Genomic DNA, 23,295 nt, shown 5'->3' with positions numbered 1-23,295 from the left:
GTGGTTTCATCATTCCGATACAACAGGAATTGATATAAAAACTGAAAATCTGTCGGTTCGCCGCATTCAGCCAGCACGTCAGCTCAAAAATCTCTGTGATTTTTGAGGTCAACAATTGCAGCGGTTTTGTTGCCTAGATTGTCCGTTAAAAATTGAACGCCGCACATATTGTAAATTGCCATATATCGAAGTTAGCAACCTGTATTAAAATTAGATGCGAGTCACAATCATATGAGTTTACAATTTGGGAGCCTTCCCAAATCTAAAATCTAAAATCTAAAATCTAAAATTGTATGAATGATCAATCTTGGTTGACACTACTAAAAAAACACCGGGCGATCGCAGTCATCCGTTCCTCCGAAAAAGAACTCGCTCGGCAGATGGCATCATCGGTAGCAGCAGGAGGAATCCAGTTTATTGAAATTACTTGGAATACCCACAAATCTGCTGAATTAATTGCCGAACTCCGCTCCGAATTCCCTAGTTTTAGTATTGGCACCGGCACTTTATTAAACTTAGAAGAGTTGCAACAAGCAATAGACTGCGGCGCTCAATTTCTGTTTACTCCGCACACCGATTTAGCTATGATTAAAACAGCCGTTGACGCCGGAGTGCCGATCGTCCCCGGTGCTTTTTCTCCCACGGAAATTGTAACCGCGTGGCAAGCAGGCGCTACCTGCGTTAAAGTGTTTCCGATATCGGCTTTGGGAGGCGCGGCTTACCTGAAAAGCCTGCAAGGCCCCCTGGGAAACATTCCTTTAATTCCCACTGGCGGGGTGACGCTGGAAAATGCGAAAGTATTTATTGACGCCGGGGCGATCGCCGTTGGTTTAGCCGGAGACTTATTTCCTAAACACTTAGTGGAAAATAGCGATTGGCGGGCGATCGTCCAAATTGCCCAAACTCTCTCCCAAAACTTAACAACTTGTTAAGCCCTGTTTCCAAATCCAACATTTCAAATCTAAAATCTAAAATAGGACAAGCCAATCTAAAATCTAAAATCTAAAATCTAAAATAGTACGAGGTGTGAGAAATGAACAGCATTATCAACTCAACTTACTTCCGCCGCGCTGGAACTTTCTGTGCCGGCTGCGCCCTCACTTTTGCTGCATTCTGCGGCGGTTCAATGACCGCATTTGCCAGCGAACAGCACAACATAATTGCAAATAAAATTATGCTGTTGCAGCAATCCAGCGAACGCTGGATTGAAATAGATTTGTCAAGACAAAGGTTAATAGCTTGGGAAGGAAATACACCAGTTTACGCGGTAATTATTTCCAGCGGCAAATCATCGACTCCCACCCGCACGGGAACCTTTGCCGTTCAAACCAAACACCGCGTTACTAGAATGACTGGGGATGACTACGACGTGCCCGACGTTCCCTATACAATGTATTACGACGGAGGCATGGCAATTCACGGCGCTTACTGGCACAATTTGTTTGGCAATCCCGTTACTCACGGCTGCACAAATGTAGCTGTCAATCATGCTAAATGGCTATTTGAATGGGCTTCGGTGGGAACACCCGTGGTGGTGCACAAATCTCAGGTTTAGGGAATTGGGCATAGTCGAACATTATTAGAACTGATGCACCGGTGGTCAGAAACCGGGTTTTTTTGGGAAATACTGCGTTACAGCCGTAGATTCGGTCAAAAACCCGGTTTCTTCGATCGGATTTCATCAGTTGTGGTTTTTTTTAGCTTGCTTACTTCATTACTGCCTTCAAGCACAATCCCAATTATATAAAACCTCACTAAAATCTAATTCTCTGAGTGCTGATTCATCAATAAAAAAGTTACCTACACCAGTGTCTCCCCACATGATATCTACTGTCTCATTGCAATCGGTATCCATTTGCAATATAAGAATGTCTAGCTTTGGTTTTTGCTCGGAGTTACTACTATATTTTCTTACGTCCTCTTGTGTAAAATCAGGATAACCACCTATTTTATGACCTCGAAAAGATGATATGTCTTGGTACTCAAGGTAAATTTTATGCTCGGTGGTAAAAAACTCATCAATTTCTCCTAAAAGTTGGGTAAATTGGCGGTCACTGATACTAATCGGCGCATATTTTTTAGTAAATTGCAAGTTGCAGCAGCCATGCACGGGAAAATATTCTGGTTCCGGCAAAAAATCATAATTGGTAATAATGTTTTCAACTTTGAAGTCGGGCTGAGGAAAATACATTATTTTGAATCTGTCTTCGATTGTATGATTATCTGCATTAGCAGAATTGTCCAAATTTAAACCATATAGGTCATCGTCAGCTATATAGAACTGTAAGATACCCCGATCGGGAAAACCATCTAAAGGCGGTATTTCATCAAAGTTGAGTTGCGCTAGCAAAAATAAATATTTACCGTCACAAGTTTTGGGATATTCAAAGCCTTTAGGTAAATAGGGCAATCCCCCAAATTTACTCTGCCACCAATTAACGTCATCATTATTCTGGGTTTGAATTTCGATGTAAGGTTTAATGGTAGCTTCGATTCTGTCGCGATACTTTTCTAGTTCTGGAGAGAGTGAACATTCTAGTTTGTAGTTCATCTGCTTTTAATAATTTTAGTCTTGGACACACTCCATCAAAGAAACCGGGTTTTTCACTTAATCGGCGGGCTGCAACGAATGATTTTCCTAAAAAACCCGGTTTCTGAGCTCCTATGCGTTCAGGAATGCTTAACTTAGCTGCACCACGGGTTTATCCTCTAACAAAGTTTCATTTGTCAGCAAATCTTCCACGGTAATTCGTAAAAAGCGCTGTTCGTCAACGCGGAAGAAGATTTTGATGCGATCGCTCCCCGGATACCCAGGCGGCGTCAATTGCGCGATGCTGCGGGCTCCTTCTTTATCATTTAAGGGCTGTACCGATGTTTGGCCCGCGAGTTGGCGAGTAATTAGTCTGTCGCCATCAAAATATATCTCCGTGCCGCCAGTTTCCGCTCCCAATTCGCCGATAATTAATTCTATACTTGGCTGACTTTCTAAAGAAGCCCCCAAGACTAATTCTACCGGTTCGCTCATCGGATAAGACTGGCCGGATTTAATTAAACTGTGCCAACTGTGGCAATTGTCGCGGCGGTTCCAGTAGCGAATTCCGTAACTGTGATAGAGAAAATCTTTGATTTCTATGCCTTGACTCAGTTGCAGAGCACCTTGGGCGATCGCCTCAAAGGGTTTGTCGCAGCGAATTTTTGTCGGCTCGAAATATTGCTGCACCCAACGCTGAACAGCGGGAATTTGTACAGTACCGCCAACTAGCAAAACTGCGTCGATGTCGCCAATTTCTAAGCCTTGGCGCCGCGCTTGCTGCAATACTTGATTCATGCACTCGTCGAGTTTGTCAAAAAACTGATGTTCACCGAGGATAGATTCAAAACGAGATCGATCTAATTCTAATTCGTAACTCTCAAAATTTTCATCATCAAAATAAACCTCAACTGCCTGATTTACTAAAGATAACTGAATCTTTAACCGTTCTGCCAATCTCGTTGTAATCGGAGATTTTGCCAGCCCTTTTGTTTGAACAAAATAGTCAACTAGCCAATTATCAATATCAGAACCGCCTAAATTTTGTCCGGCTTTAGCCAAAACCCGGGCAACTTTTGTTTTTTGCGCTGAAGATTCAGCTAATAGCTTTTCGCCCCACTTGAGAATAAAACCGAGGGGCTTTTTGTTGGAGGAAGCGTCCAAACGCACCAAAGAAAGGTCGAGAGTTCCGCCGCCGAAATCAATGACTAACAGATTTTCGCGATCGGCTAAACCGTAACCCAAAGCAGCCGCCGTAGGTTCGTCCAGCATCCGCACCTGTTCTACTTGCAGAGATTGAGACACTTTGCCCAACCAATGGCGGTAAGCTTCAAAACTATCTACCGGCACTGTAAAAATCAAAGAGTCGATCGGCAAAGGCACTTCGCGAATTGAGTTTACAATTTGGCTCAAATACCACTCGCCTACTTGTTCAAAAGTAATTAGTTGCCCGTCAAATTCTGGCACAAAACCCTGAACAGAAGTGCCAATTCCCCGCTTGAAATTGCGAAAAAACCGAGAATCTCCGCTCAAATCCAGACCTTTGTCGCGGACTTGCTGACCGAGTATTACTTTATTTGCAGCAGCGTCCTCAACGTAGAGTAAACTCGGAATTAGGGGCGGATTTTGAGCCGAGATTGCCGACAATCCCGGTAATTTTAAAGTTTCGGGCTGCTGGAGGACTTGATTCCAGCGAGCGACGACGGTGTTGCTAGTTCCAAAATCAATTGCGATCGTCATTCAGCCAAAATACACAGCTACTAGGGATTAGATTATAATATGGTATTTGGAGCGGCAAAGACCAACATAATATTATGACTCAATCCACTTTCTTTGAAACCGAGAACGAAGAGCCTGTACAGGGAATTACTGAAATTGCAGTATGCGGCTACAAGTCTATTTACGAAGAGTGCCAGATTGAAGTGCGATCGCTGACAATTCTAGCCGGTGCCAACAGTTCTGGTAAGTCTAGCATCATGCAGCCACTATTGCTGATGAAGCAAACGCTAGAAGCCCCTTACGACCCAGGTGGTTTGAAACTTGACGGGCCTAATGTTAAATTTACATCAGCAGAACAGGTATTGTCTAAACTTTCTCCAGAAAAATACAGGGATGAGTTTTCTCTCAGGCTGAATATAGACACAGATAATTTTTTTATCAGCTTATTCAGAAAGCAGCCAAAGCACGGGATTAAAGTTGTTAAAGCGACTTACTGTATTCCTTATTACGATGGTGAAAATATTACTATATTTCCCGGAATGCAGCATCAAGAATTGTTGAAAACTATTTCCGAATATCTGGCTGAAACTTACAATTTATTGTTAGATAATAACTCCTACGAAGAACCGCCATTATTGAGTGTGAGTAATGTCCGATGTTTTCTAGATTTGAAATTTGGCGACAGTCAGTTTGATTCACTCTATTCGGCGAATTTCCCCAAACATATTCGCCGCATAGTCCACGTTCCCGGGTTGAGAGGCAATCCAGGACGCACCTACAATACCGCAGGAGTTGGCAGTGAATTTCCGGGTCTTTTTGAAAATTATGTTGCTAGTATAGTTAATTACTGGCAAGAAACAAAAGACGAGCGACTGATAAAATTGGGTCAAGCTTTTGAGTTATTAGGACTTAACTGGAAAGTTGAAGCCAGACAGATTAATGACGTACAAATTGAACTGCTAGTAGGTCGTTTATCCCGCAGCGGGAGTGCAAGCGATACTGTTAGTATTGCTGATGTTGGCTTGGGAGTATCGCAAACCTTGCCTGTTTTAGTTGCTTTGCTTGTAGCAGAACCAGGACAATTAGTTTATCTAGAACAGCCGGAAATTCACTTGCATCCTCGCGCTCAAGTTGCTTTAGCACAAATCTTAGTGGATTCTGCAAATAGAGGTGTGCGAGTAGTTCTAGAAACTCACAGCGAATTGCTGCTTTTAGCAGTTCAATCGTTAGTTGCCGAGGGTAAAATACTACCGGATTTAGTAAAACTTCACTGGTTTAAACGGCGCGACGATGGTGTTACAGAAGTCACCAGTGCCGATTTAGACGAGACGGGAGCTTTTGGAGAGTGGCCTGAAGATTTGGGCGATGTTTCTTTGCATCTAGAAAGCCGCTATTTGGATGCAGCAGAAGCTGTTTTGTGGAAGCGTTAATATGGCAGATAAAGTTTCTAAACGCCTGGTAATAGATGCTTCTGTTGCGCGTGCTACTGGTAGAGAAGATGCAACCTATCCCACATCGGTTTACTGTCGGAAATTTCTCCAAGCTGTCTTGGATCTTTCTCACCGAATTGTGATGACTCCAGATATTAGAGATGAGTGGAACAAACATCAATCAAAATTTGCTCGTAAATGGCGGTCCCAGATGGTGGCCAAGAATAAATTATGTTTCTTCGATATCGAGGTAGATAATGATTTGTGGTGTCAAGTTGAAGCAATAGCCGAGAGCGATAAAGAGCGGGAAGTAATGGTTAAAGATTTGCGCTTGGTGGAAGCTGCGATCGCTACAGATCGCACAGTAATTTCACTTGATAACAAAGTGAGACAATGTTTTGCTAAAGTAGCAGTAGATGTTGATCCGCTAAAAGATATTATATGGGTAAACCCAGCCCAAATAGCAGAAAAACCCCTTGATTGGCTGCAAAATGGTGCTGAACCTGAAATAGAACGATCGCTCGGATTTCAGAAAGCAGACAACTGAGTAGATTTAGAGTAATGCCGGGTTAGTAGGATCGTCCGTGCGATCGCCATTTTACCAATTTTTAGTTTCAAGAAATAAACGCAAATTTTATAAACTGCACACAACTCATACCTTTTAGATTAAAAACGTGAGAATGACTGACTGCATAAGGGTTTGGATCGCGGCCCTACAGTTGCATTGTTTCTTGAAAGTGGTATAATCTGTCCGCCTCCACCAAGCTTTTTCATTCGATCTCAATCCAATTTTTTAAGGAATCGTGCAAAATGTTGGACATGGGCGATCGCAAAACAGCACTATTGGCTTTAACATTGCTTGTCCCTGCCGCTAGTATCGGTATCATAGCAGCCTTGTATCTTGCCCCTGGAAGCTGGGGACAAACACTCTCAGTCTTTTGTCAAGTTTGGTTGCTGGTTTTTCCGATCGCGTGGTCTGTTTTTGTCGATCGCAAAAAGCTCAGTTTATCCCTGCCCAAGCCCCAAGAATTGCTGGCTGGATCTATTTGGGGAATATTCATGTTTGCGGTAATTCTGGGTATCTATAGCCTTTTTGGTCAGCAGTGGATCGATCCTGTAGTTGCTAAAGAAAAATCGTACCAGTTAGGTATTAGCAGCCCTACTATTTACTTGATTGTCGAAGCATATTTTGTGCTAGTTAACTCGCTGATTGAAGAATTTACTTGGCGGTGGTTTGTCTGCAACAAGTGCCAGATTCTCATACCGGGTACAAAAGCAATATTTCTGAGTTCGCTATTTTTCACCCTCCACCACATTTTTGTAATCGCAGCTTACAGCGACTGGCAGGCTGTGATCTTAGGTTCCTTAGCTGTCTTCACCGCCGGGATAATTTGGTCGCATTCTTATCTGACTTACCGTTCGCTTTGGTCGAGTTATATCAGCCACGCGATCGCAGATTTAGCCCTGGCAATTATTGGTTGGCAAATCCTTTTTAACTAGCTGCTTTTTCAGCTACAATCGTCGGCAATTATACAGTAAACATTGACCCTTTTCCCAAATCGTTCTCCCGACTAATATCTCCCCCCATCATCACACAGAATTTCTGGGCGATTGCCCGTCCCAAACCCGTACCGCCGTACCTGCGAGGAGTATAATCGTCCGCTTGCGTAAAAGCTTGAAATACTCTCTCAATTTGCTCTGGCTTGATTCCAATTCCAGTATCGCTGACTGTGAAACTAATCCATTCTTCAGCAGCCGGAATATCCGAACTCGGCTATTGATTGATGCTGTGCAATAATCGAAGTTCATATCTTCCCACCGGAAGATGCTTTCCGTTCAGGCATCTGCTTTTAATTCTAGGTTTGGTTTTGCTGGCGATCGCATAATTTTAGCTGCATAAAAACAGGCCAACATATCGCTACAAGCATCGGCGGCCCGGCCCCCAAGATCACACCGATTGTCATCGGGAATTGCCAACTTAGGAAAAATTATGATTTCATAACATCAAATTTTTTGTAGGCGAAATCGTTTGATACATTCCACGAAGCTGCTGCTACTACTTAGGAGTCAAAGTTTGCACGATATTGACCAATCCACCTTGAGTATTCCTTGGATCTTGATAGGGTCATTTGATAATTTGCTGCTGAATTTTTGTTACGGTAATTACTTAGACTGGAATTGGGCAGGAACGCTACATATACTCTGCCCCCCACTGGCAGTCTCTTGTGGGAACTTTTTCAGGCGATCGCCTTTTATTAACAAATTTAAAACTCATGCCGCTAATTAAATTTATATTGGTGAAACTCTATGTTCTGTAGCACGATTGGGAAACCTATTTTTTCAAACAGTGGACGCATCAACTAGGTTTTTTTATGAACAGACGAAAACTGAGGGCGAGGGGGATCGCTTTAAAAATCCGCTTTATCCCCTCATTCGCGGCTCCACGACGATGATTCGCGCGATCGCGCCCCTGCAGGTTTCTGAGAAAACCACCATCTCTGAATCTTGACCAAATAGGATATTGTGTCAAGCAATACCTACAGCACATTTACCAAAAAATTACAGCCACTGATGGTATTTATATCTGTTATTTTCATGGATCGATCAACATTCTCAAGGTAAGAAGTCCCCTCTTGAATCCAGTATAAAATTTTGCCAAAGGCGATGTCAATCTACTGAAGATTGTTGCAGATGCTACCTTTATCCCTCACATGAAAAGTTTGCTGCTATTCGGTTTACCGTACATTCCTATCTGTTGGCTCAAATGATGTTATCTTGAACAGAGGCTGTTACAGAGCTTGGTGTTTGTCGCGAAACAAGCTTCTATTTGATGAGGTATCTATCTTCGGGCTGAACTTTCGCCGATCTGCAAATTATCCCGATGGGAACTGTTTCTGGCTAACATCAATCCTTATGATCAATGCAACGACATTCAAGTTGTGGCAGATAGATATTGGGGTGTTGCGAACAGTCGATCGGTTCGATTCTATGTAAACACCAGGAAAGCGGTAATTAATATTCACCCGCCCCTCTTTCCTTTTGGGCTCTAACATCAGCGCTGCTAGCAGCGCCGAAAGCGAGTAAAAGTCTTCAGCGGGACTTAAAAATGAAAATCACCTTTGTTCTTCCTACTCTGTCTCTAACTGGTGGAATACGAGTAATATCTATTTTCGCAGAACTTTTGAGAAAGCGAGGACACTCCGTGTTCGTCATCTCTGTACCCAGTCCCCAGCCGAGTATGCGCCAGCAAGTCAAGTCGCTGCTGCGAGGAGGGGGTTGGATTTCCCCACCTGAAAATGAACCCTCATTTTTCGATAACTTAGGTGTAGAACACAAAATTACCGATCGCTACCGCCCCGTAGAAGACAAAGATGTACCTGACGCTGACGTAGTAGTGGCCACCTGGTGGGAAACCGCCGAGTGGGTAGCCAAACTCTCTCCTAGCAAAGGAGCAAAAGCTTATTTTATCCAGCACCACGAAATTTTTGACTATCTACCTCAAGGAAGAGTAGAAGCAACCTGGATGCTGCCCATGCACAAAATTACGATCTCTGAGTGGTTAGTTGACCTAGCTCGGACTAAATATGGCGATCGCGAAGTTTCCTTAGCTCCTCCTACCGTGGACACCAAGCAATTTTACGCCTGTCCTCGCAACAAACAATCGGTTCCTACAGTTGGCCTAATGTACTCTACAATCTACTGGAAAGGAACCGACATCGCCCTCAAAGCTTTTTCCCTAGCGGCAGAAAAGATCCCCAACCTGCGTCTGGTTGCCTTCGGTACAGGGGCCCCATCCTCGGAATTGCCCCTACCGGCCAATGCCGAGTATGTAATTCAACCCGACCAAGACAAAATCAAAGACTATTACAGCAAATGCGATGCTTGGCTGCTGGCGAGCCGCTCAGAAGGCTTCGGCTTGCCAATTATCGAAGCGATGGCGTGCCGCACTCCCGTCATCAGTACCCCAGCAGGTGCTGCTCCTGAAATTTTGAGCGGCGGTACTGGCATACTTGTAACACCAGAAGATCCCGAAGAAATGGCAAAAGCCATAGAGTCTATCTGTCAGATGCCAAATTCCAAGTGGCAAGCCATGTCTGAAGCCGCCTATGCCAAGGTGAACAACTATACTTGGGAAGATGCCACGGATCATTTTGAAGCGGCATTGAAAGTTGCTGTAGACAAATCTAAACAGCGCGACGTTAACGTAGATTCCTTTTCTCCCTACTCTGCGAAGGAAAAAATTCCAGTTCGATGCTAAGTGCCGCGCCGCCATTTGAAACTCGGCGCTACGGGCGTTTTAGGTGCGGGATTCTGGGGAGAAAATCAATATCCTCTGGTGGGTTTCTTCTGCCACAACTAAAATCGCCCGTGTCCTGTTTTCTACGCAGCAGTCTCGACACGAGTTCTGACCGCACTGACGTGGGAATACTGGTTATAAATTGCTCAGCCAAAATCTGAACCAGAGGGCGACGGAGGTTTTCAGGCTGGCTCCGTTACAGGCTAAACTTGTCTAGTCATCAAACATCTGCCCATTTGTAATTGGGACTTGTCCCTGACGACAAAGTAAGATCGGCTAGACTATCAAGTGACGATCGCCTCCTGCAGAGATCCGCACCCCGCAGAAAAGGCAAAAATAGGCTGGTAAGTGCGAACTTGCTGTTATGGACGATGCAACTAATCTCCTCGATGCGGCACTGTACACTGCTTTGGAACGTCAGGCACAATTAACCAACAACACGTAAAATTGAGGTTGATTGAAAAGATTGGGGTTGGGCGATCGTTTAATCAAGAATTTTGAGCGGGCAATTTGAGTTGTCTTTCTAAAATTTTACTGCCAAAAAATACCTATGGTTGCATTAATCCCACTTGCTCTGTTCGGCTTTATTCCAGTCGTTTGTTACCTGTTTGTGAGGTTTCCGGCTCAGCGTGCAGTAATTATAAGTTTTGTGGTAGGGTGGCTGTTTTTGCCGCAAGCTTCTTATCCCATCCCCTCATTGCCATCCTATACCAAAATCTCGGCTGCTTGCTACGGCGTTTTGTTGGGGACTCTTATCTACGATCCTGCGCGCCTCACATCTTTTAAGCCCGGTTGGCTGGACGTGCCAGTGGTAATTTACTGTTTGTGTCCAATTGTTTCACAAGTTAGTAATGGCGGCAGTCCAATTTCTCCGACTATCAACCAAATCGTTACTTGGGGTCTGCCTTATTTTTTAGGACGCTTGTATCTAGGTAGTTTAGACGGGCTGCGACAATTGGCGATCGGGATTTTTGCAGGTGGGTTGGCCTACATTCCTTTTACTTTAATTGAAGGGGTTAGGGGCCCAATTCTGCACCTAATGATTTACGGCGTCAATGCCTTTGAGGACTGGGGTCAAGCAAGGCGCCTGGGGGGGTGGAGACCGGTAGTATTTATGCAGCACGGTTTGATGGTGGGTCTATGGATGATGACAGCCGCCTTAATCGCACTTTGGCTTTGGCAAACTGGGACGCTCAAAAAGTTTCAGGGTCGTAACATCAAGACTTTAGCAATTATATTAACTATCGCTTTTTTCCTATGCCGTTCTACTGGCGCCTACAGTTTATTTGCAATGGGGTTACTCGTATTATTCTCTGCCAAGTGGTTTCGCACCCCTTTGCCCCTGCTATTCATAATTGGATATATAGTGTTTTATCTGTACGTCGCTGCATCGGGTCAATTTTCGAGCAAAGACGTGATGGACTTCATCACTCCAATATTTGGCGAAGAACGCTCCGCCTCTCTGAAGTTTAGATTTGACATGGAAGAGATTTTGGGGGAAAAAGCGCGGCAAAGATTTCTTTTTGGCTGGGGAGATTCCGGCGGAAACCGCGTTTACGACGAGTCGGGTAAAGATATCTCGGTCACCGACAGCTTATGGATTATTGCATTTGGCGTCAACGGTGCAGTCGGTTTAGCTAGTTTATTTTCTTCTTTGTTACTTCCTGTTATCGTCTTTACCCTGTTCAAGTATCCCGCCAGAACCTGGTCAAATCCCAAAGTAGCGCCCGCTGCCGTCCTGGGAGTAGCCTTAACTATGTACGTGTTTGACTGTGTTTTGAATGCTATGACTAACCCGATTTTTGCGCTGATTGCTGGAGGAATATCGGGTCTCGTCTTAAAAGCTCCAGAAAGTCTTAAGGCCAAGAAAACCAGTTCGCCACCAAGAAGACATTCGCTGGTTCACCAAAAATCAGGATGATTTTCAGGAATACGATCGCCACTTCACTTCAAGCTGGAGACTATATTGCCTTCCCTAGAGACCAAAAACTCAAAAATCTACCACTTTTGGATGAAATCCCGTTCGGAAGTTGCCAGATATTTGTCACTAGGTTAAACTCTTAATCTCATAAACTCTTTTTTTTACATTCATTTGCAATGCTTCAACAAGTATTAGCACTGGATGGCTTTTTACTTGAAACTGTCTTGCGACTTATAAACTTAAAAATTGGCTTTATACACTTTTTCTAAAACGAGCTGATTCTTTACATAATCTTTAAAAATCCTGACTAGACAGGTAGGGCATAGGAGGATATACTGAGAAAACTATGTTCACTGAAGCGCCTAGTTACAACACGCAACTGTATTGTGGGCTATAATAGTTTGAGTTGTAGTTTAATATAAACCGGGAAGGGCATAATAAATGAAAACAGTTAATTTATTGAATGTCTCGATAGATAACTTGTCAATCACAGAGTTGTTTGAAAAACTCGACGGCGAAGGTGGTGTCGTATTTACACCAAATGTAGACCACTTGATTAAGTTGCAGTATGACCGCGACTTCTATGAAGCTTACAATACATCTACTTACAGAGTCTGCGACAGTCAAATATTGATGTATGCCTCCAAGTTTTTGGGTACTCCTCTCAAAGAAAAGATTTCTGGTTCGGATTTGTTTCCGGCATTTTATATGTATCACAAAGATAACGAGAAGATTAAAATATTTTTGCTAGGAGCGGCTGAAGGTATTGCTAGGAAAGCCCAGGAAAAAATTAACCAAAAAATTGGTAGACAAATAGTGGTTGAAGCACTTTCTCCTTCTTTTGGATTTGAAAAAAATGAGGAAGAATGTGAAACAATAATTGATGCGATCAATAAATCAGGAGCGACAGTTCTGGCTATCGGAGTGGGAGCGCCAAAGCAAGAGAAGTGGCTGGTTAAATACAGGAGCAAATTAACACACGTCAAAATTTTCTTAGCCGTAGGTGCAACCATTGATTTTGAAGCTGGTTGCAAAGCCAGAGCTCCAAAATGGATGAGCGAAGTCGGCATAGAATGGGCGTACAGACTGTTAAGTGAACCGAGAAGGTTGTGGAAAAGATATTTGATTGAAGGTCTGCCTTTTTTCCGGTTAATCTTAGAACAAAAATTAGGGTTTTATAAAATGCCTTTCATGGAGAGCAAAACCAGCCAGCTAGAATGGAAAGGTGGCTCCTAAAAAGGTGCTCCACCAATATCGAGCGTAAATTAAGCTGAGTATCGGAGAAAGTGGGTTTGACTTCAAGGTAAGACTGATGCAATCTGTGGATAGTCCGATCGCACATCGCACTCGATCTCAAAATAATTCATTTTTGCTTTCAAGTCCAGGTAAAATCGGAAAGAAACCTTTTGTGGAAAATCCTAATTAGGGATGCAACCGATGAATCTGCCTTCTTTCTTGTGGTTGTGGAAAATAGCGGCTTGGTCAATGGGTGTTTCCCTGTTGGCTTACCTGTTGCTGGCCGTTACTGGAACGTGGATGTTTGCCGCTAGGAGTACCAAAAAACCGCGCCCAAAATGGCTGCGTCCCTTTCATTTAGCCACTGGTGCGGGGATGGCGACTTTGGTAATTTTACTGCTGGGAATTGGTGTAGTCGGCACCCTAGGATACTACGGCAATTTGGGTCACTCGGCTCATTTACCGGCGGGGTTAGCTGTTGTGGCTTTGGTGTTGGTTTCTGTTGGAAGCGGGCTGCAAATTGGCCCTAAACATCCTTGGGCACGTCCCCTCCACATCGGCACTAATTTGGCCTTGTTTGGGGGATTTGTGACTGTGTTGCTCACAGGATGGACGATCGTACAAAAGTATTTGCCGAAAGTTTGAAACCTGTCTATTTGACCTCAAACTATACCAAATTTTCCAGGGAAACCATATATGTAAGGTGCGCCGCAGCGCACCCTAGGTTTAATTTTTTTGCGTGAGTCCGCTTTTGGTGATGAATTCTAAAATATGCTGCGCGGTAATCTGTGGCTTTTCTAAGTGGGGAACGTGCCCACAGTCGGGTATCCAAATTAGTTGAGAATTTGCGATCGCCCTTGCAAACTTTTCCGCATCCGCCGTCCCCAAAATCCGGTCTTGTTTTCCCCACAAAATCAGCGTCTGCTGCTGAATTTGCGATAATTTTTCCCCAAAACCACCGTAACCGCCGCTTTTGGTAAACGCAATTAAAGCTTGATTCCAGTTGGGCATTTCCAAGTGCAAAGCAGCACAAGTTTGAGCGTCAACAGAAGCCAAATTTTTATCGAAATAAGCATTGACGCTAATTCGCTGGCGAATTTTGGGATTGCGTAAAAATGAAGTTGCCAGATATCCTAAAGGAGGAATTAAAAACTTCCCCTTATTAGAACTGATGGCAAAACCTGCGCTATCTATTAACACTAATTGTTTTACAGCTTCGGGATAATTGAGAGTAAAATCAATTGCTGCTGCACCTCCCATTGAAGCACCGACTAAGATTACAGGCTGCGAAATTAGCGTTTTCCAAAAATAGTAAAGGTGACTTTCAATTGCCCTCGCGCTGAATGCCAAACCTGCTGCTCTTTCTGTAAAGCCAAAACCCAACAAATCAACCGCCCAAGTTTCATTTTCGGCAGCCAGCAGCGGCAACAGGCGGCGGAATTCAAACAAGGAACTGTCGAAGCCGTGAAGTAGCAAAATCGGTGTGTTGCCGCTGCCTTGGCGCACGTAGGTTGTGGCAATTGGTTCAGAAGATAGGGGAGTTGTAATTGCCTCCCGTTGAATGCTTTGGGCTAAGGCAATTGAGGTAGATTCTGTGAGTTGTGCGATCGACTTTGGCAGAAAACTTGCTGGCATAATTCTTGATAAATTGTGAATCGGTAGGGGCGATGCCACTCTGTCCGCCCTAACATTTAAGTATATATGCTTGCTCGATCGCTATTTTAGGAGTTGGGGCGAGTCATTAAAATTCGATCGATATTTAGTATCGCGGCGTCCCACCAATGGCTGATTCTGTTTCTGGTTAATATATTTGAGAATTGTTGCTAATAAACAATTTTTCAGATAAGATGCTTAAGAGCAGTAAGTTTGACCATCGCGCAATTTAACCGCAAATTGGCATCTAACCTAAGAGAGATTTCAACTCTAGATCGCAAAAAAAGCATCAAATTTCCGATCGCGGGGAACAACTGTATCCGAAATCTTCCCAGAAAACAAGTAGCCTGACAACCGAAGTTTGGCGATGCGTGGACTGCGGTGTAAAGTTTATTGAGAATATATCTCAATTGTTTCCTGGGAGTAACGCCAAAAAACTTGCTGCTAAAACCGATCGACTGTGAGAAGACCCATGAAACAAAACCAAGCATACAGCCAACAGAATCAAGAGTTAAACCCCAAGTCTTTCGGGGGTTTCACCTTTTACGGCGAGACACCAGAAGTCTCTCAAAGCGAAGACAGCAGCACAGAAACTCAGCCTGCTTTGGGTGAAGGTAAATCATTTCCCCTAGCAATGGCAAGCATCGGCGAGACACTGCAGATTGTCAAACTCAAAGGTTCAGAAGGCACGGTACGCCGTCTGATTGGTATGGGATTAGTCCCCACTATAGAAGTTCAAATCGTCAGCACATCTGGCGGTTCCGTCATCGTGGCAATTGGGGACAACCGCATCGGTTTGGGGGCAGGGATGGCACAGAAAATTATGTGTAGGAATTCAAAATTGCCATAGAAAAATTGCATCTACAGCAATCCTATTTTATTGGTGAAAAAGATTTTTTTTATTAACCGCAGAGGGCGCAGAGTCTCCAGAAGAGAGAGATTTTCGCAGATTCTGAAATTTCATTGAATTTTTACCAATTTAGACTGCATTCAAACAACAGATGAACGAGAAAAAACAACTAGGGGATTTAGCTGTCGGCGCAATCTGCCGCGTCATTGGCTATGAGAAAACAGCCCGCGCCTATAAGGGCAAATTGTTGGCAATGGGGCTGACACCGGGAACTGAATTTACTATCACCCGCTACGCACCTTTGGGAGATCCCATCGAAATCCTCGTGCGGGGTTTCAAACTCAGTTTACGCAAAGATGAAGCTAAAACTCTATTTGTAGAAGAGGTTAAATAATGGCTAAGCAAATTATTGGATTGGTAGGCAATCCTAACTGTGGCAAAACTACCTTATTTAATGCCCTGACTGGTGCCAAGCAGCGAGTAGGTAATTGGCCGGGAGTAACTGTCGAACGCAAAGAGGGAAAATACACTCACGATGGTTTAGCAATTACGATTGTTGACTTACCGGGAGTTTATTCTCTTGATGCGGAAGATGGAGATACTGGACTCGATGAATTGGTAGCGCGAGATTATTTGCTATCTGGGGAATCTGACTTAATTATTAATATTGTTGATGCTTCTAATTTAGAGCGCAATTTGTATCTCACTACCCAAATTTTGGAGATGCGCGTACCGACAATTTTGGCGCTGAATATGATGGATGTTGCCAAAGAACGGGATTTCAAAATCAAGGTCAATAAACTTGCAGAACGCCTCGGCTGTACGGTAGTGCCGATGAGTGCTTCCTCGAATGACGGAGTGCCTCTGTTGCGTGATGCGATTAATCGGGCGCTGTCTCAGCCGATCGTACCATCTGCCTATGTCGCTTATCCGGCTACGATCGAAGATGCGATCGTCCAACTCATCCCGCACATCGAAAAACACAGCCCAAATCGCACCGTAGATGCCCGCTGGACAGCCCTGAAGCTGTTAGAATATCAGGATGAAGTCGCCCCGGAACTCGCCTGTACAGAACTCGAAAAAATCGTCGTTCCGCACCGCCGCCGAGTCCATGAAACCCTCGATGACGACCTCGATATTATCATCGCCGACAGCCGTTACACCTTCATCCGCAACCTAACCCAAGGCGTCACCGAATGTTCTAGAGAAGTCAAAACCAACGTTTCTGACAAAATTGACCAAATTGTTCTCAACCGTTTCTTAGGCATTCCCGTATTCTTAGCGGTAATGTACCTAATGTTCACCATTTCGATTAACGTTGGTGCAGTGTTTATCGACTTTTTTGACATCGCCTTGGGGACAATTTTTGTAGATGGTTTCGCTAAACTTTTAGAAAGTATCAGCGCACCAGGATGGTTGATTGGACTTCTCGCAAAAGGTGCTGGTGGTGGCATTCAAACCACATCTACATTTATCCCCCAAATTGGGATGATGTTCTTGTGTTTGTCTGTTTTAGAAGACTCCGGCTACATGGCGCGGGCTGCCTTCGTGATGGACAGATTGATGCGATTTGTCGGACTTCCCGGTAAATCCTTTGTGCCGATGATAGTCGGTTTCGGCTGCAATATCCCCGGAATTATGGCGACGCGGACATTGGAAAATAAGCGCGATCGTACAATGACGATTATGATGAATCCATTCATGTCTTGTAGTGCCAGATTAGCAGTTTACGCCCTATTTTGCGGCGCATTCTTCCAAGTCGGCGGTCAAAACATGGTATTAGGACTTTACCTAATCGGAATTCTAGCCGCTGTTCTCACCGGACTAATCCTCAAGAATACCATCCTCCAAGGAGAAGCCGCGCCTTTTGTTATGGAATTGCCGCCCTACCACATTCCCAAGCTCAAAGGAGTGTTACTGCGTACTTGGGACAGACTGAAAGCTTTTATCACAAAGGCCGGAATTGCGATCGTGATCATGGTGGTTATACTAGGATTCATGAGCTCAGTGGGCACCGACGGTTCCTTCGGCAAAGACAACAGCAAAGACTCAATTCTTAGTGCAGTCGGCCACGCGGCAACACCTGTATTTACACCAATGGGAATCACCCAAGAAAACTGGCCCGCCACCGTCGGTTTGCTAACAGGAATATTTGCCAAAGAAGTAATGGTTGGAACCTTAGATTCCTTGTACACCCAACTAGCAGACGAACAAAAAGCAGCAAGTGGAGAACCGGAGAAAGAAGAAGAATTTAGTTTCTGGGGAAATATCGGCCAAGCATTTTTTAGCATACCAGAGAATCTTACAAAACTTCCCGGTCAACTTTTCGATCCCCTCGGCTTAAATTCTACTAATATTACCGACCAAAAACAAGCGGAAGAAGACCAAGGTATCTCTGGTAGCACCTACGGACAAATGTCCCAGCGGTTCGGTTCCAATCAAGCAGCTTTTGCTTATTTGCTTTTTGTATTGCTGTACTTTCCCTGCGTCTCCGCAACGGCTGCGCTTTACCGCGAAACTAACTTGGGATGGACTGTATTCGCAGGCTTATGGACTACTGGTTTAGGTTACTGGATTGCAGTCCTATATTATCAAGTCGCGACATATGCAGAGCATCCAGAATCTTCTGTTATTTGGGTAGTGAGACTGGTAATAGCTATGGCGCTGACACTTGCGGGATTAAAAATGATCGGTGCAATACGCCCCAAGCGACGCGCAGCAATCAGTAGTTAGTTGACTGTTGACTGTTAACTGTTAACTGTTAACTACGTTTAAGAATCAAACAAAGGAGAAAAGCCATGATTTTAAGCGAAATCCAAAAATTTATTGCTGACAACAAAAGAGCCTCTATCGCGGATCTAAAAATCCACTTTCGCATGGATGGCGATGCTTTGCGCGGAATGTTAAACCGCCTAATTCGTAAAGGCAGAATTAGCAAAATGGCAGAAGCCAAAAAGTGCGGCGGGTGTGGCAGTTGCGCCGACGATGCAACGGAGATTTATGTATGGGTAAATCCTGGCGAGTCGGTGTCAGAAAAAGAGCCAGTTTCTGCAACTTGCCATTAAGTGATATTAAGTTTGTAGTAAGGACTTCAGAAATCAGGAAATGGCACTGCCGTTTCCCTACAATTAATCGGGGTAGGGAAACAGCAGTGCCGTATCCTCCTCGCGAGTTCATGATTATTTTGCGGTAGGGATACGGCAATGCCGTCTCCTCTAATCAAATAGCTAACTGATATTCAATTCAAGCAACTGTCTTAACTCTGGCACAAACAAGCGGCTTCTTTGGTGCGGGCTTTAATCGGCAAATAAATCACAAACTCTGCTCCCTGCCCTATTTCCGAATTCACTTCTATTTTCCCTTGATGCTTCTCGATTATCTGGTAGGAAATTGACAGCCCTAAACCAGTTCCTTTACCCACAGGTTTAGTGGTAAAAAATGGGTCAAATAGCTTATTAATTGCATCCGGGTCAATCCCATTACCGTTATCTCTAATCTTCACCACCACTTGATTTACTCCTGCTATTTCTGTGAGGATTTCAATTTCATTGCTTCGCAGATTTGGATTGCTCAACAGTGCATCAGCAGCATTGGCTATGATATTCATGAATACCTGGTTTAACTGCGACGGATAGCACTCTACCAAGGGCAATTTCCCATAATTTTTAATTACTTTAATCGCTGTTTTGATTTTGCTATTTAAAATTAATAGAGTGCTGTCAATTCCTTCATGGATATCGACTGGTTTCATTTCAGCTTCATCTAACCTAGAGAAGTTTCGCAGGGACAAAACAATTTGCTGAATTCGCTCAGTACCCATTTTCATCGAAGATAGTAACTTCGACAAATCTTCTGATAAAAAGTCGAGTTCAATTTCCTCGATGCAGTCTTGAATCGGCGCGCTTGCATTCGGAAATTCCTGCTGGTAAAGTCCTACAAGCCTGAGCAAATCTTGAGTATATTGGTTAGCGTGAGAGAGGTTGCCATAAATAAAGTTAACTGGGTTGTTAATTTCGTGAGCAATACCAGCCATCATCAACCCCAAACTGGACATTTTTTCGGCTTGAATTAGTTGAGATTGGGCATTTTTTAAATCGTGAAGCGTTTGTTGCAGTTGGTGCAATTGTAGGTTTAGTGTACGATCGCGATTTTCTACTTGTTCTATCATACAGTTGAAAGCTTCCGCAAGTTGACCTACCTCATCAGAGGAAGGAATGGGTACTCTACCAGAAAAGTATTCATTGCTTGCCATCCAATTCACATTTTGAGTTAAATCTAGAATTGGTTTTCCGATGATTCGGCTAACTACAGCACCAACAATCGTGGCTAGAATTACCCCTGCCCAAAAGAAACTATCTAGCCGTTGAGATAAAGTTAATTGCGTTTGCTGCACTGTCGCCATTGGGCTAAACACACCTAGAGCTATGCTATCGCCTATTTCGGAGATTTCTACCGTTTTCATTATGTAAGACAGGCGCTCAATATCTATTTTAGTAGTCGATGTCTGTGGTGTAGGTTTTTTCCAAGATTTAGAGCGAATTTGGGGAAAATTAGTAGCAATTAATTCTCCTGATTTAAAGATTGCGAAGTAGTTTTTACTCTTAGTATCAATGTTGATTCTATCCAATTTTTCGTCTGTCACTAAGTCACCGACGACTACAGCACCAACTATCCTATTCTTGCTTCTAATCGGTGCAAATCCTACTAGCAATGCTTGCGGTTTGCCATCAATGCTGACAATATTTGACTTTTCTAAGCCTTTAAGTGCTGAATTTATCGCTGCGCTATTGATTAACTTCTTATGTATGAGCGAATCTTCTCGCAACTCTGCTACCATTTCGCCCCGCCCATCTACTACTTTGACTAAATCTAGTTTAAATGTGGTTTTTAGAGATAATATATCTTGACGCAAGATGTCTGTGTTTTTCTTTTCTATAGCGCGAATAAGTTCGGCTTCTTCTGATAGCAGTTTGGCTTGCATTATCAATTGAGTCGATCGACTTTTGAAGTCTCGCACGGCTAAAAATGCTTGGTTTTCAACTTGATCGCGCACTCCTTTTTCGAGAGTGTTGGCAAATCCGATTTTAACTGTGTGTATGACTAATAACAATAGAGTGACGGATACACTTAGAAACGGCACGATAATTTTGAGGCTCAGCGGTACTCGAAAGTACGGCGGGATCTTGATTGAGCTGTTGTCGCCCTCGATCGCACTCCTTATATTTTTCATAATTATTAAGAATAAGACTCATTAATATATCATAATACATTAACCGTAAATTTTCATTACGGGGAGCTGCTACTGCTGCAAAGTCTTGATATATAAAGAGTTGAATCTGTAGTAAATTTTGGCAGGCTGGCGAGGAGACTGCTTTTAGCACCCCAAAACTTGTTAGTTATTTATCTCAATAGTGGCGCGAATCTAGAACCTCAAATCTAAAATCGGTTGGCGGCTGTGTAGAGACAGCCAAAAGTTTAGTATTTCTTCCCCAACTTGTTCTGGATAGAAGTGATGAAAAAAATGCCTACCCTCTTTACATTCCCAAAGTCGATCGCCCTTTTTCAGAAACTTAAGCCAGGGGCGCATGACAATAGGAGATACTACAAAGTCCGTCTTGCTACTGCATAACAACAAAGGTACTTCTACACCCCCATCGGATAAATTAGTCGTACTAAATAACGAGTGAGGCGAAGGCGAAAGTGCTAAATCTTCTTCAAAATATGATACAAATTTTTGATTAATATACTGATTTTGTTCTCCCAACATATCGCCAACCATTTGAGTTAAAATTTGTTTGCGGCTCCAGGAAAAAGCTGAAAGATGTGTATAGTAATGAGCTTGCCAATTAATAGCAGATGGCAAGCCGACAGCTAAAAGTCCCAAAGAGCTGACTTTGTGAGGATAGCGGCGGGCATACATTAAACCAATTAGTCCGCTGGTACTGTGACCGATTAGATGAATTGGGCTATTCCGCGCTTTCAAATAGTGATGTAGTAGATCAACGGCGACATCTAAAGAGCAAGCTTCATCTTCCGTTTGTTCGTATTCCCATATTTGTATTGGTACTGAATGATTTAAGTAGTTAATGAGAGAAATATCGAATAATTGCAAACTCGGACTGGCACTTAGCCATAGCACATCATCTGAAGTATATCTCATCACTTTTAAGTTAGAAAAGGGAGCTATTAATAATTTTAACTGGTTCCCAGACTCTTCTTGGGAACCGATGTCCAAAGGCTTTGCATCGCGGAGTAAAATTGGAGGCAGATCCTGGTAACGAGTAATTGCAAAACCTGCCCACCATTAATCCTAGATCCCAAATTCTGTCTTGAGTTGAGATACCCAAGATTTTACCCGTGCTTCCGTCAGATCGGATTGGTTGTCTTCATCGATCGCAAGACCAAAAAATTTGCCATTAACTACCGCTTTAGATTCATTAAAATCATAGCCGTCTACCGGCCAATAACCAACAGTTTCGCCGCCCTGTTCCGTGATTTTCTCAGCCAAAACCCCCATTGCATCCATAAAATTATCCGGGTAGCCCTCTTGGTCGCCAGTTCCCAAATAAGCCACCTTTTTGCCGCTAAAATCAATATCATCAAGTTCTGGGAAAAAGCCTTCCCAGTCGCTTTGCAGTTCGCCGATATTCCAAGTCGGACAAGCGATAATCAGACATTCGTATTCAGCAAAATCATCATTTTCAATGCTGCCTATCTCGTGCAAAGTCACGATATCGCCACCAAATTCATCCCGAATCATTTCAGCCACAGACTCAGTTTTGCCAGTTGTAGTTCCGTAGAAAAGACCAATTGATTTCGACATTGTTACTCCGAAGGTAGAAGTTGACAGGGTTTGAGATTTCTTTTTTTTGAGTCAGGATTTGGCATTTCCTGCCTGCAATTCATGCAAAAACAGTAGACGCGATTGTGGCAAACCTGAGAAATCAGGGAGTCAAGACAGCAAGGACACTGTTTTTTCATTGGGTTAAATTTGAAAATTCATCAACCAAGCTGACTCGCTCATATCTGGGTCTGCTTCTCCGTCAATTAGTAACAGATTCAGCGTCGTTTGTACTTTTAGACTGCGCGGGATGCCTGCGGGTACAAACACAAATACTCCGGGTTTTAAAGTGACTGTTCGATCGCACACCGTGAGAGTTCCCCCTCCTTCTAAGACGGCGAGGGTTACATCTTTGGAGTTATCGAGGTCAGGTATTTCGGAATTTTTACCCAAACTCATCAGTTTTTGGCTGTCGGCGGGTTGTCCGTCGCTGATTCGATCGGCGGATGCGGAAACTATTGCTGCTGTCACGGTGATTGACCTCCAGGTACTGTTAACTTCCGGCACTTATTGCAATTAATATTCAATAAGCTACTATGCAATTTAGATAAATTGTCAAGAGTCTACCATTAAGATTTGTTACATAATGCTGTCAGACTAGGTTTAAACTCAGCACAAGCAGCCCCAAATTCACACGGAGCGGTGTTTGTGGACGCTAAGACAGCGCGACGCAAGGGCTTAACTTAAAAAATAGTTAGTAATTATTTGCAATTAGGTCTTAAAATTATATTTGTAGTGCGATCGCCAATATAGCAATTCTCAATTGCCCGCAATACAGTAAGGATACGGCGCAGTGCCTACGGAATATGTGTATTGCA

Annotated in this window: 21 protein-coding genes; 13 read left to right on the top strand and 8 right to left on the bottom strand. The window is 43.6% G+C overall.

Annotated features, from left to right (window positions below; genetic code table 11):
* Positions 1–293: 293 nt before the first annotated feature.
* Together QUB51_RS10950 and QUB51_RS10945 are read left to right on the top strand one after the other, a co-directional pair.
* Positions 294–932 (top strand): bifunctional 4-hydroxy-2-oxoglutarate aldolase/2-dehydro-3-deoxy-phosphogluconate aldolase, encoded by a 639-nt coding sequence (locus tag QUB51_RS10950; protein WP_333261288.1) that lies wholly within the window; start codon positions 294–296, stop codon positions 930–932.
* A 101-nt stretch (positions 933–1,033) separates the two neighbouring features.
* Positions 1,034–1,555, top strand: coding sequence for a L,D-transpeptidase (locus QUB51_RS10945; RefSeq protein WP_333055415.1), 522 nt, complete (start codon positions 1,034–1,036; stop codon positions 1,553–1,555).
* Between the two features lie 168 nt (positions 1,556–1,723).
* Here the strand turns inward: QUB51_RS10945 and QUB51_RS10940 are convergent, their stop codons facing one another.
* Positions 1,724–2,551 (bottom strand): DUF1963 domain-containing protein, encoded by an 828-nt coding sequence (locus tag QUB51_RS10940; RefSeq protein WP_333261285.1) that lies wholly within the window; start codon positions 2,549–2,551, stop codon positions 1,724–1,726.
* A gap of 129 nt (positions 2,552–2,680) precedes the next feature.
* Complete coding sequence (locus tag QUB51_RS10935; protein WP_333055417.1) at positions 2,681–4,270, bottom strand: Hsp70 family protein; 1,590 nt, start codon at positions 4,268–4,270, stop codon at positions 2,681–2,683.
* Positions 4,271–4,344: 74 nt separating this feature from the next.
* Here QUB51_RS10935 and QUB51_RS10930 point away from each other — a divergent pair, with 74 nt between their 5' ends.
* From QUB51_RS10930 to QUB51_RS10920, 3 genes are all read left to right on the top strand, one after another.
* Positions 4,345–5,679, top strand: a complete 1,335-nt coding sequence (locus QUB51_RS10930) for an AAA family ATPase (protein WP_333055418.1) — start codon at positions 4,345–4,347, stop codon at positions 5,677–5,679.
* Position 5,680: 1 nt separating this feature from the next.
* Positions 5,681–6,226, top strand: coding sequence for a hypothetical protein (locus QUB51_RS10925; RefSeq protein ID WP_333055419.1), 546 nt, complete (start codon positions 5,681–5,683; stop codon positions 6,224–6,226).
* A 263-nt stretch (positions 6,227–6,489) separates the two neighbouring features.
* Complete coding sequence (locus tag QUB51_RS10920; RefSeq protein ID WP_333055420.1) at positions 6,490–7,179, top strand: CPBP family intramembrane glutamic endopeptidase; 690 nt, start codon at positions 6,490–6,492, stop codon at positions 7,177–7,179.
* Positions 7,180–7,207: 28 nt separating this feature from the next.
* Here QUB51_RS10920 and QUB51_RS10915 read toward each other — a convergent pair whose 3' ends face one another.
* Positions 7,208–7,420, bottom strand: coding sequence for an ATP-binding protein (locus QUB51_RS10915; RefSeq protein ID WP_333209093.1), 213 nt, complete (start codon positions 7,418–7,420; stop codon positions 7,208–7,210).
* 1,365 nt (positions 7,421–8,785) lie between these two features.
* Here QUB51_RS10915 and QUB51_RS10910 point away from each other — a divergent pair.
* The 4 genes from QUB51_RS10910 to QUB51_RS10895 all read left to right on the top strand — a co-directional run bounded on the left by QUB51_RS10910 (position 8,786) and on the right by QUB51_RS10895 (position 13,778).
* Positions 8,786–9,937, top strand: coding sequence for a glycosyltransferase family 4 protein (locus tag QUB51_RS10910; RefSeq protein ID WP_333055421.1), 1,152 nt, complete (start codon positions 8,786–8,788; stop codon positions 9,935–9,937).
* A gap of 589 nt (positions 9,938–10,526) precedes the next feature.
* Positions 10,527–11,897 carry an O-antigen ligase domain-containing protein gene (locus QUB51_RS10905; protein ID WP_333055422.1) on the top strand — a complete coding sequence of 457 codons (1,371 nt, stop codon included), beginning with the start codon at positions 10,527–10,529 and terminating at the stop codon, positions 11,895–11,897.
* 441 nt (positions 11,898–12,338) lie between these two features.
* Positions 12,339–13,133, top strand: coding sequence for a WecB/TagA/CpsF family glycosyltransferase (locus QUB51_RS10900; protein WP_333055423.1), 795 nt, complete (start codon positions 12,339–12,341; stop codon positions 13,131–13,133).
* A 201-nt stretch (positions 13,134–13,334) separates the two neighbouring features.
* On the top strand, positions 13,335–13,778 hold the full coding sequence (locus QUB51_RS10895; protein WP_333055424.1) for a DUF4079 domain-containing protein: 444 nt from the start codon (positions 13,335–13,337) through the stop codon (positions 13,776–13,778).
* 81 nt (positions 13,779–13,859) lie between these two features.
* Here QUB51_RS10895 and QUB51_RS10890 read toward each other — a convergent pair whose 3' ends face one another.
* The gene (locus QUB51_RS10890; protein ID WP_333055425.1) at positions 13,860–14,768 is read right to left on the bottom strand and encodes an alpha/beta hydrolase; all 909 of its coding nucleotides are present in this window, start codon (positions 14,766–14,768) and stop codon (positions 13,860–13,862) included.
* 490 nt (positions 14,769–15,258) lie between these two features.
* On the opposite strand from QUB51_RS10890, the gene QUB51_RS10885 reads away from it, so the two are divergent.
* The 4 genes from QUB51_RS10885 (at position 15,259) to QUB51_RS10870 (ending at position 18,701) form a co-directional block, all read left to right on the top strand.
* Positions 15,259–15,636, top strand: coding sequence for a FeoA family protein (locus tag QUB51_RS10885; protein WP_333055426.1), 378 nt, complete (start codon positions 15,259–15,261; stop codon positions 15,634–15,636).
* Positions 15,637–15,787: 151 nt separating this feature from the next.
* Positions 15,788–16,030, top strand: coding sequence for a FeoA family protein (locus tag QUB51_RS10880; protein ID WP_333209033.1), 243 nt, complete (start codon positions 15,788–15,790; stop codon positions 16,028–16,030).
* A complete protein-coding gene (feoB, locus tag QUB51_RS10875; protein ID WP_333209031.1) occupies positions 16,030–18,369 on the top strand; it encodes a Fe(2+) transporter permease subunit FeoB in 2,340 nt (779 codons plus the stop codon). The genes QUB51_RS10880 and feoB overlap by 1 nt, the downstream gene beginning before the upstream one ends.
* Positions 18,370–18,434: 65 nt before the next feature.
* On the top strand, positions 18,435–18,701 hold the full coding sequence (locus tag QUB51_RS10870; RefSeq protein WP_333055429.1) for a FeoC-like transcriptional regulator: 267 nt from the start codon (positions 18,435–18,437) through the stop codon (positions 18,699–18,701).
* Between the two features lie 191 nt (positions 18,702–18,892).
* Here QUB51_RS10870 and QUB51_RS10865 read toward each other — a convergent pair whose 3' ends face one another.
* From QUB51_RS10865 to QUB51_RS10850, 4 genes are all read right to left on the bottom strand, one after another.
* Entirely contained in the window at positions 18,893–20,866 is a 1,974-nt protein-coding gene (locus QUB51_RS10865; protein WP_333261281.1) for an ATP-binding protein, read from the bottom strand.
* A gap of 192 nt (positions 20,867–21,058) precedes the next feature.
* Positions 21,059–21,796, bottom strand: coding sequence for an alpha/beta hydrolase (locus QUB51_RS10860; RefSeq protein WP_333261278.1), 738 nt, complete (start codon positions 21,794–21,796; stop codon positions 21,059–21,061).
* Positions 21,797–21,946: 150 nt separating this feature from the next.
* The gene (gene fldA, locus QUB51_RS10855; RefSeq protein ID WP_333055432.1) at positions 21,947–22,459 is read right to left on the bottom strand and encodes a flavodoxin FldA; all 513 of its coding nucleotides are present in this window, start codon (positions 22,457–22,459) and stop codon (positions 21,947–21,949) included.
* A gap of 162 nt (positions 22,460–22,621) precedes the next feature.
* Entirely contained in the window at positions 22,622–22,948 is a 327-nt protein-coding gene (locus tag QUB51_RS10850; RefSeq protein WP_333055435.1) for a cupin domain-containing protein, read from the bottom strand.
* Positions 22,949–23,295 lie beyond the last annotated feature (347 nt).

This window comes from Microcoleus sp. AT8-A3 (assembly GCF_036705675.1).
Taxonomy (GTDB): domain Bacteria; phylum Cyanobacteriota; class Cyanobacteriia; order Cyanobacteriales; family Microcoleaceae; genus Microcoleus.
The sequence above is the reverse complement of the archived record's forward strand: the minus strand, read 5'-3'. Positions and strand labels throughout refer to the sequence as shown.

What these genes read in the sequence shown, in the direction of transcription:
- QUB51_RS10950 (WP_333261288.1), top strand. Translation starts at nt 294, where the DNA reads ATGAATGATCAATCTTGGTTGACACTACTAAAAAAACACCGGGCGATC.
- QUB51_RS10945 (WP_333055415.1), top strand. Translation starts at nt 1,034, where the DNA reads ATGAACAGCATTATCAACTCAACTTACTTCCGCCGCGCTGGAACTTTC.
- QUB51_RS10940 (WP_333261285.1), bottom strand. Translation starts at nt 2,551, where the DNA reads ATGAACTACAAACTAGAATGTTCACTCTCTCCAGAACTAGAAAAGTAT.
- QUB51_RS10935 (WP_333055417.1), bottom strand. Translation starts at nt 4,270, where the DNA reads ATGACGATCGCAATTGATTTTGGAACTAGCAACACCGTCGTCGCTCGC.
- QUB51_RS10930 (WP_333055418.1), top strand. Translation starts at nt 4,345, where the DNA reads ATGACTCAATCCACTTTCTTTGAAACCGAGAACGAAGAGCCTGTACAG.
- QUB51_RS10925 (WP_333055419.1), top strand. Translation starts at nt 5,681, where the DNA reads ATGGCAGATAAAGTTTCTAAACGCCTGGTAATAGATGCTTCTGTTGCG.
- QUB51_RS10920 (WP_333055420.1), top strand. Translation starts at nt 6,490, where the DNA reads ATGTTGGACATGGGCGATCGCAAAACAGCACTATTGGCTTTAACATTG.
- QUB51_RS10910 (WP_333055421.1), top strand. Translation starts at nt 8,786, where the DNA reads ATGAAAATCACCTTTGTTCTTCCTACTCTGTCTCTAACTGGTGGAATA.
- QUB51_RS10905 (WP_333055422.1), top strand. Translation starts at nt 10,527, where the DNA reads ATGGTTGCATTAATCCCACTTGCTCTGTTCGGCTTTATTCCAGTCGTT.
- QUB51_RS10900 (WP_333055423.1), top strand. Translation starts at nt 12,339, where the DNA reads ATGAAAACAGTTAATTTATTGAATGTCTCGATAGATAACTTGTCAATC.
- QUB51_RS10895 (WP_333055424.1), top strand. Translation starts at nt 13,335, where the DNA reads ATGAATCTGCCTTCTTTCTTGTGGTTGTGGAAAATAGCGGCTTGGTCA.
- QUB51_RS10890 (WP_333055425.1), bottom strand. Translation starts at nt 14,768, where the DNA reads ATGCCAGCAAGTTTTCTGCCAAAGTCGATCGCACAACTCACAGAATCT.
- QUB51_RS10885 (WP_333055426.1), top strand. Translation starts at nt 15,259, where the DNA reads ATGAAACAAAACCAAGCATACAGCCAACAGAATCAAGAGTTAAACCCC.
- QUB51_RS10880 (WP_333209033.1), top strand. Translation starts at nt 15,788, where the DNA reads ATGAACGAGAAAAAACAACTAGGGGATTTAGCTGTCGGCGCAATCTGC.
- feoB (WP_333209031.1), top strand. Translation starts at nt 16,030, where the DNA reads ATGGCTAAGCAAATTATTGGATTGGTAGGCAATCCTAACTGTGGCAAA.
- QUB51_RS10870 (WP_333055429.1), top strand. Translation starts at nt 18,435, where the DNA reads ATGATTTTAAGCGAAATCCAAAAATTTATTGCTGACAACAAAAGAGCC.
- QUB51_RS10865 (WP_333261281.1), bottom strand. Translation starts at nt 20,866, where the DNA reads ATGAAAAATATAAGGAGTGCGATCGAGGGCGACAACAGCTCAATCAAG.
- QUB51_RS10860 (WP_333261278.1), bottom strand. Translation starts at nt 21,796, where the DNA reads ATGAGATATACTTCAGATGATGTGCTATGGCTAAGTGCCAGTCCGAGT.
- fldA (WP_333055432.1), bottom strand. Translation starts at nt 22,459, where the DNA reads ATGTCGAAATCAATTGGTCTTTTCTACGGAACTACAACTGGCAAAACT.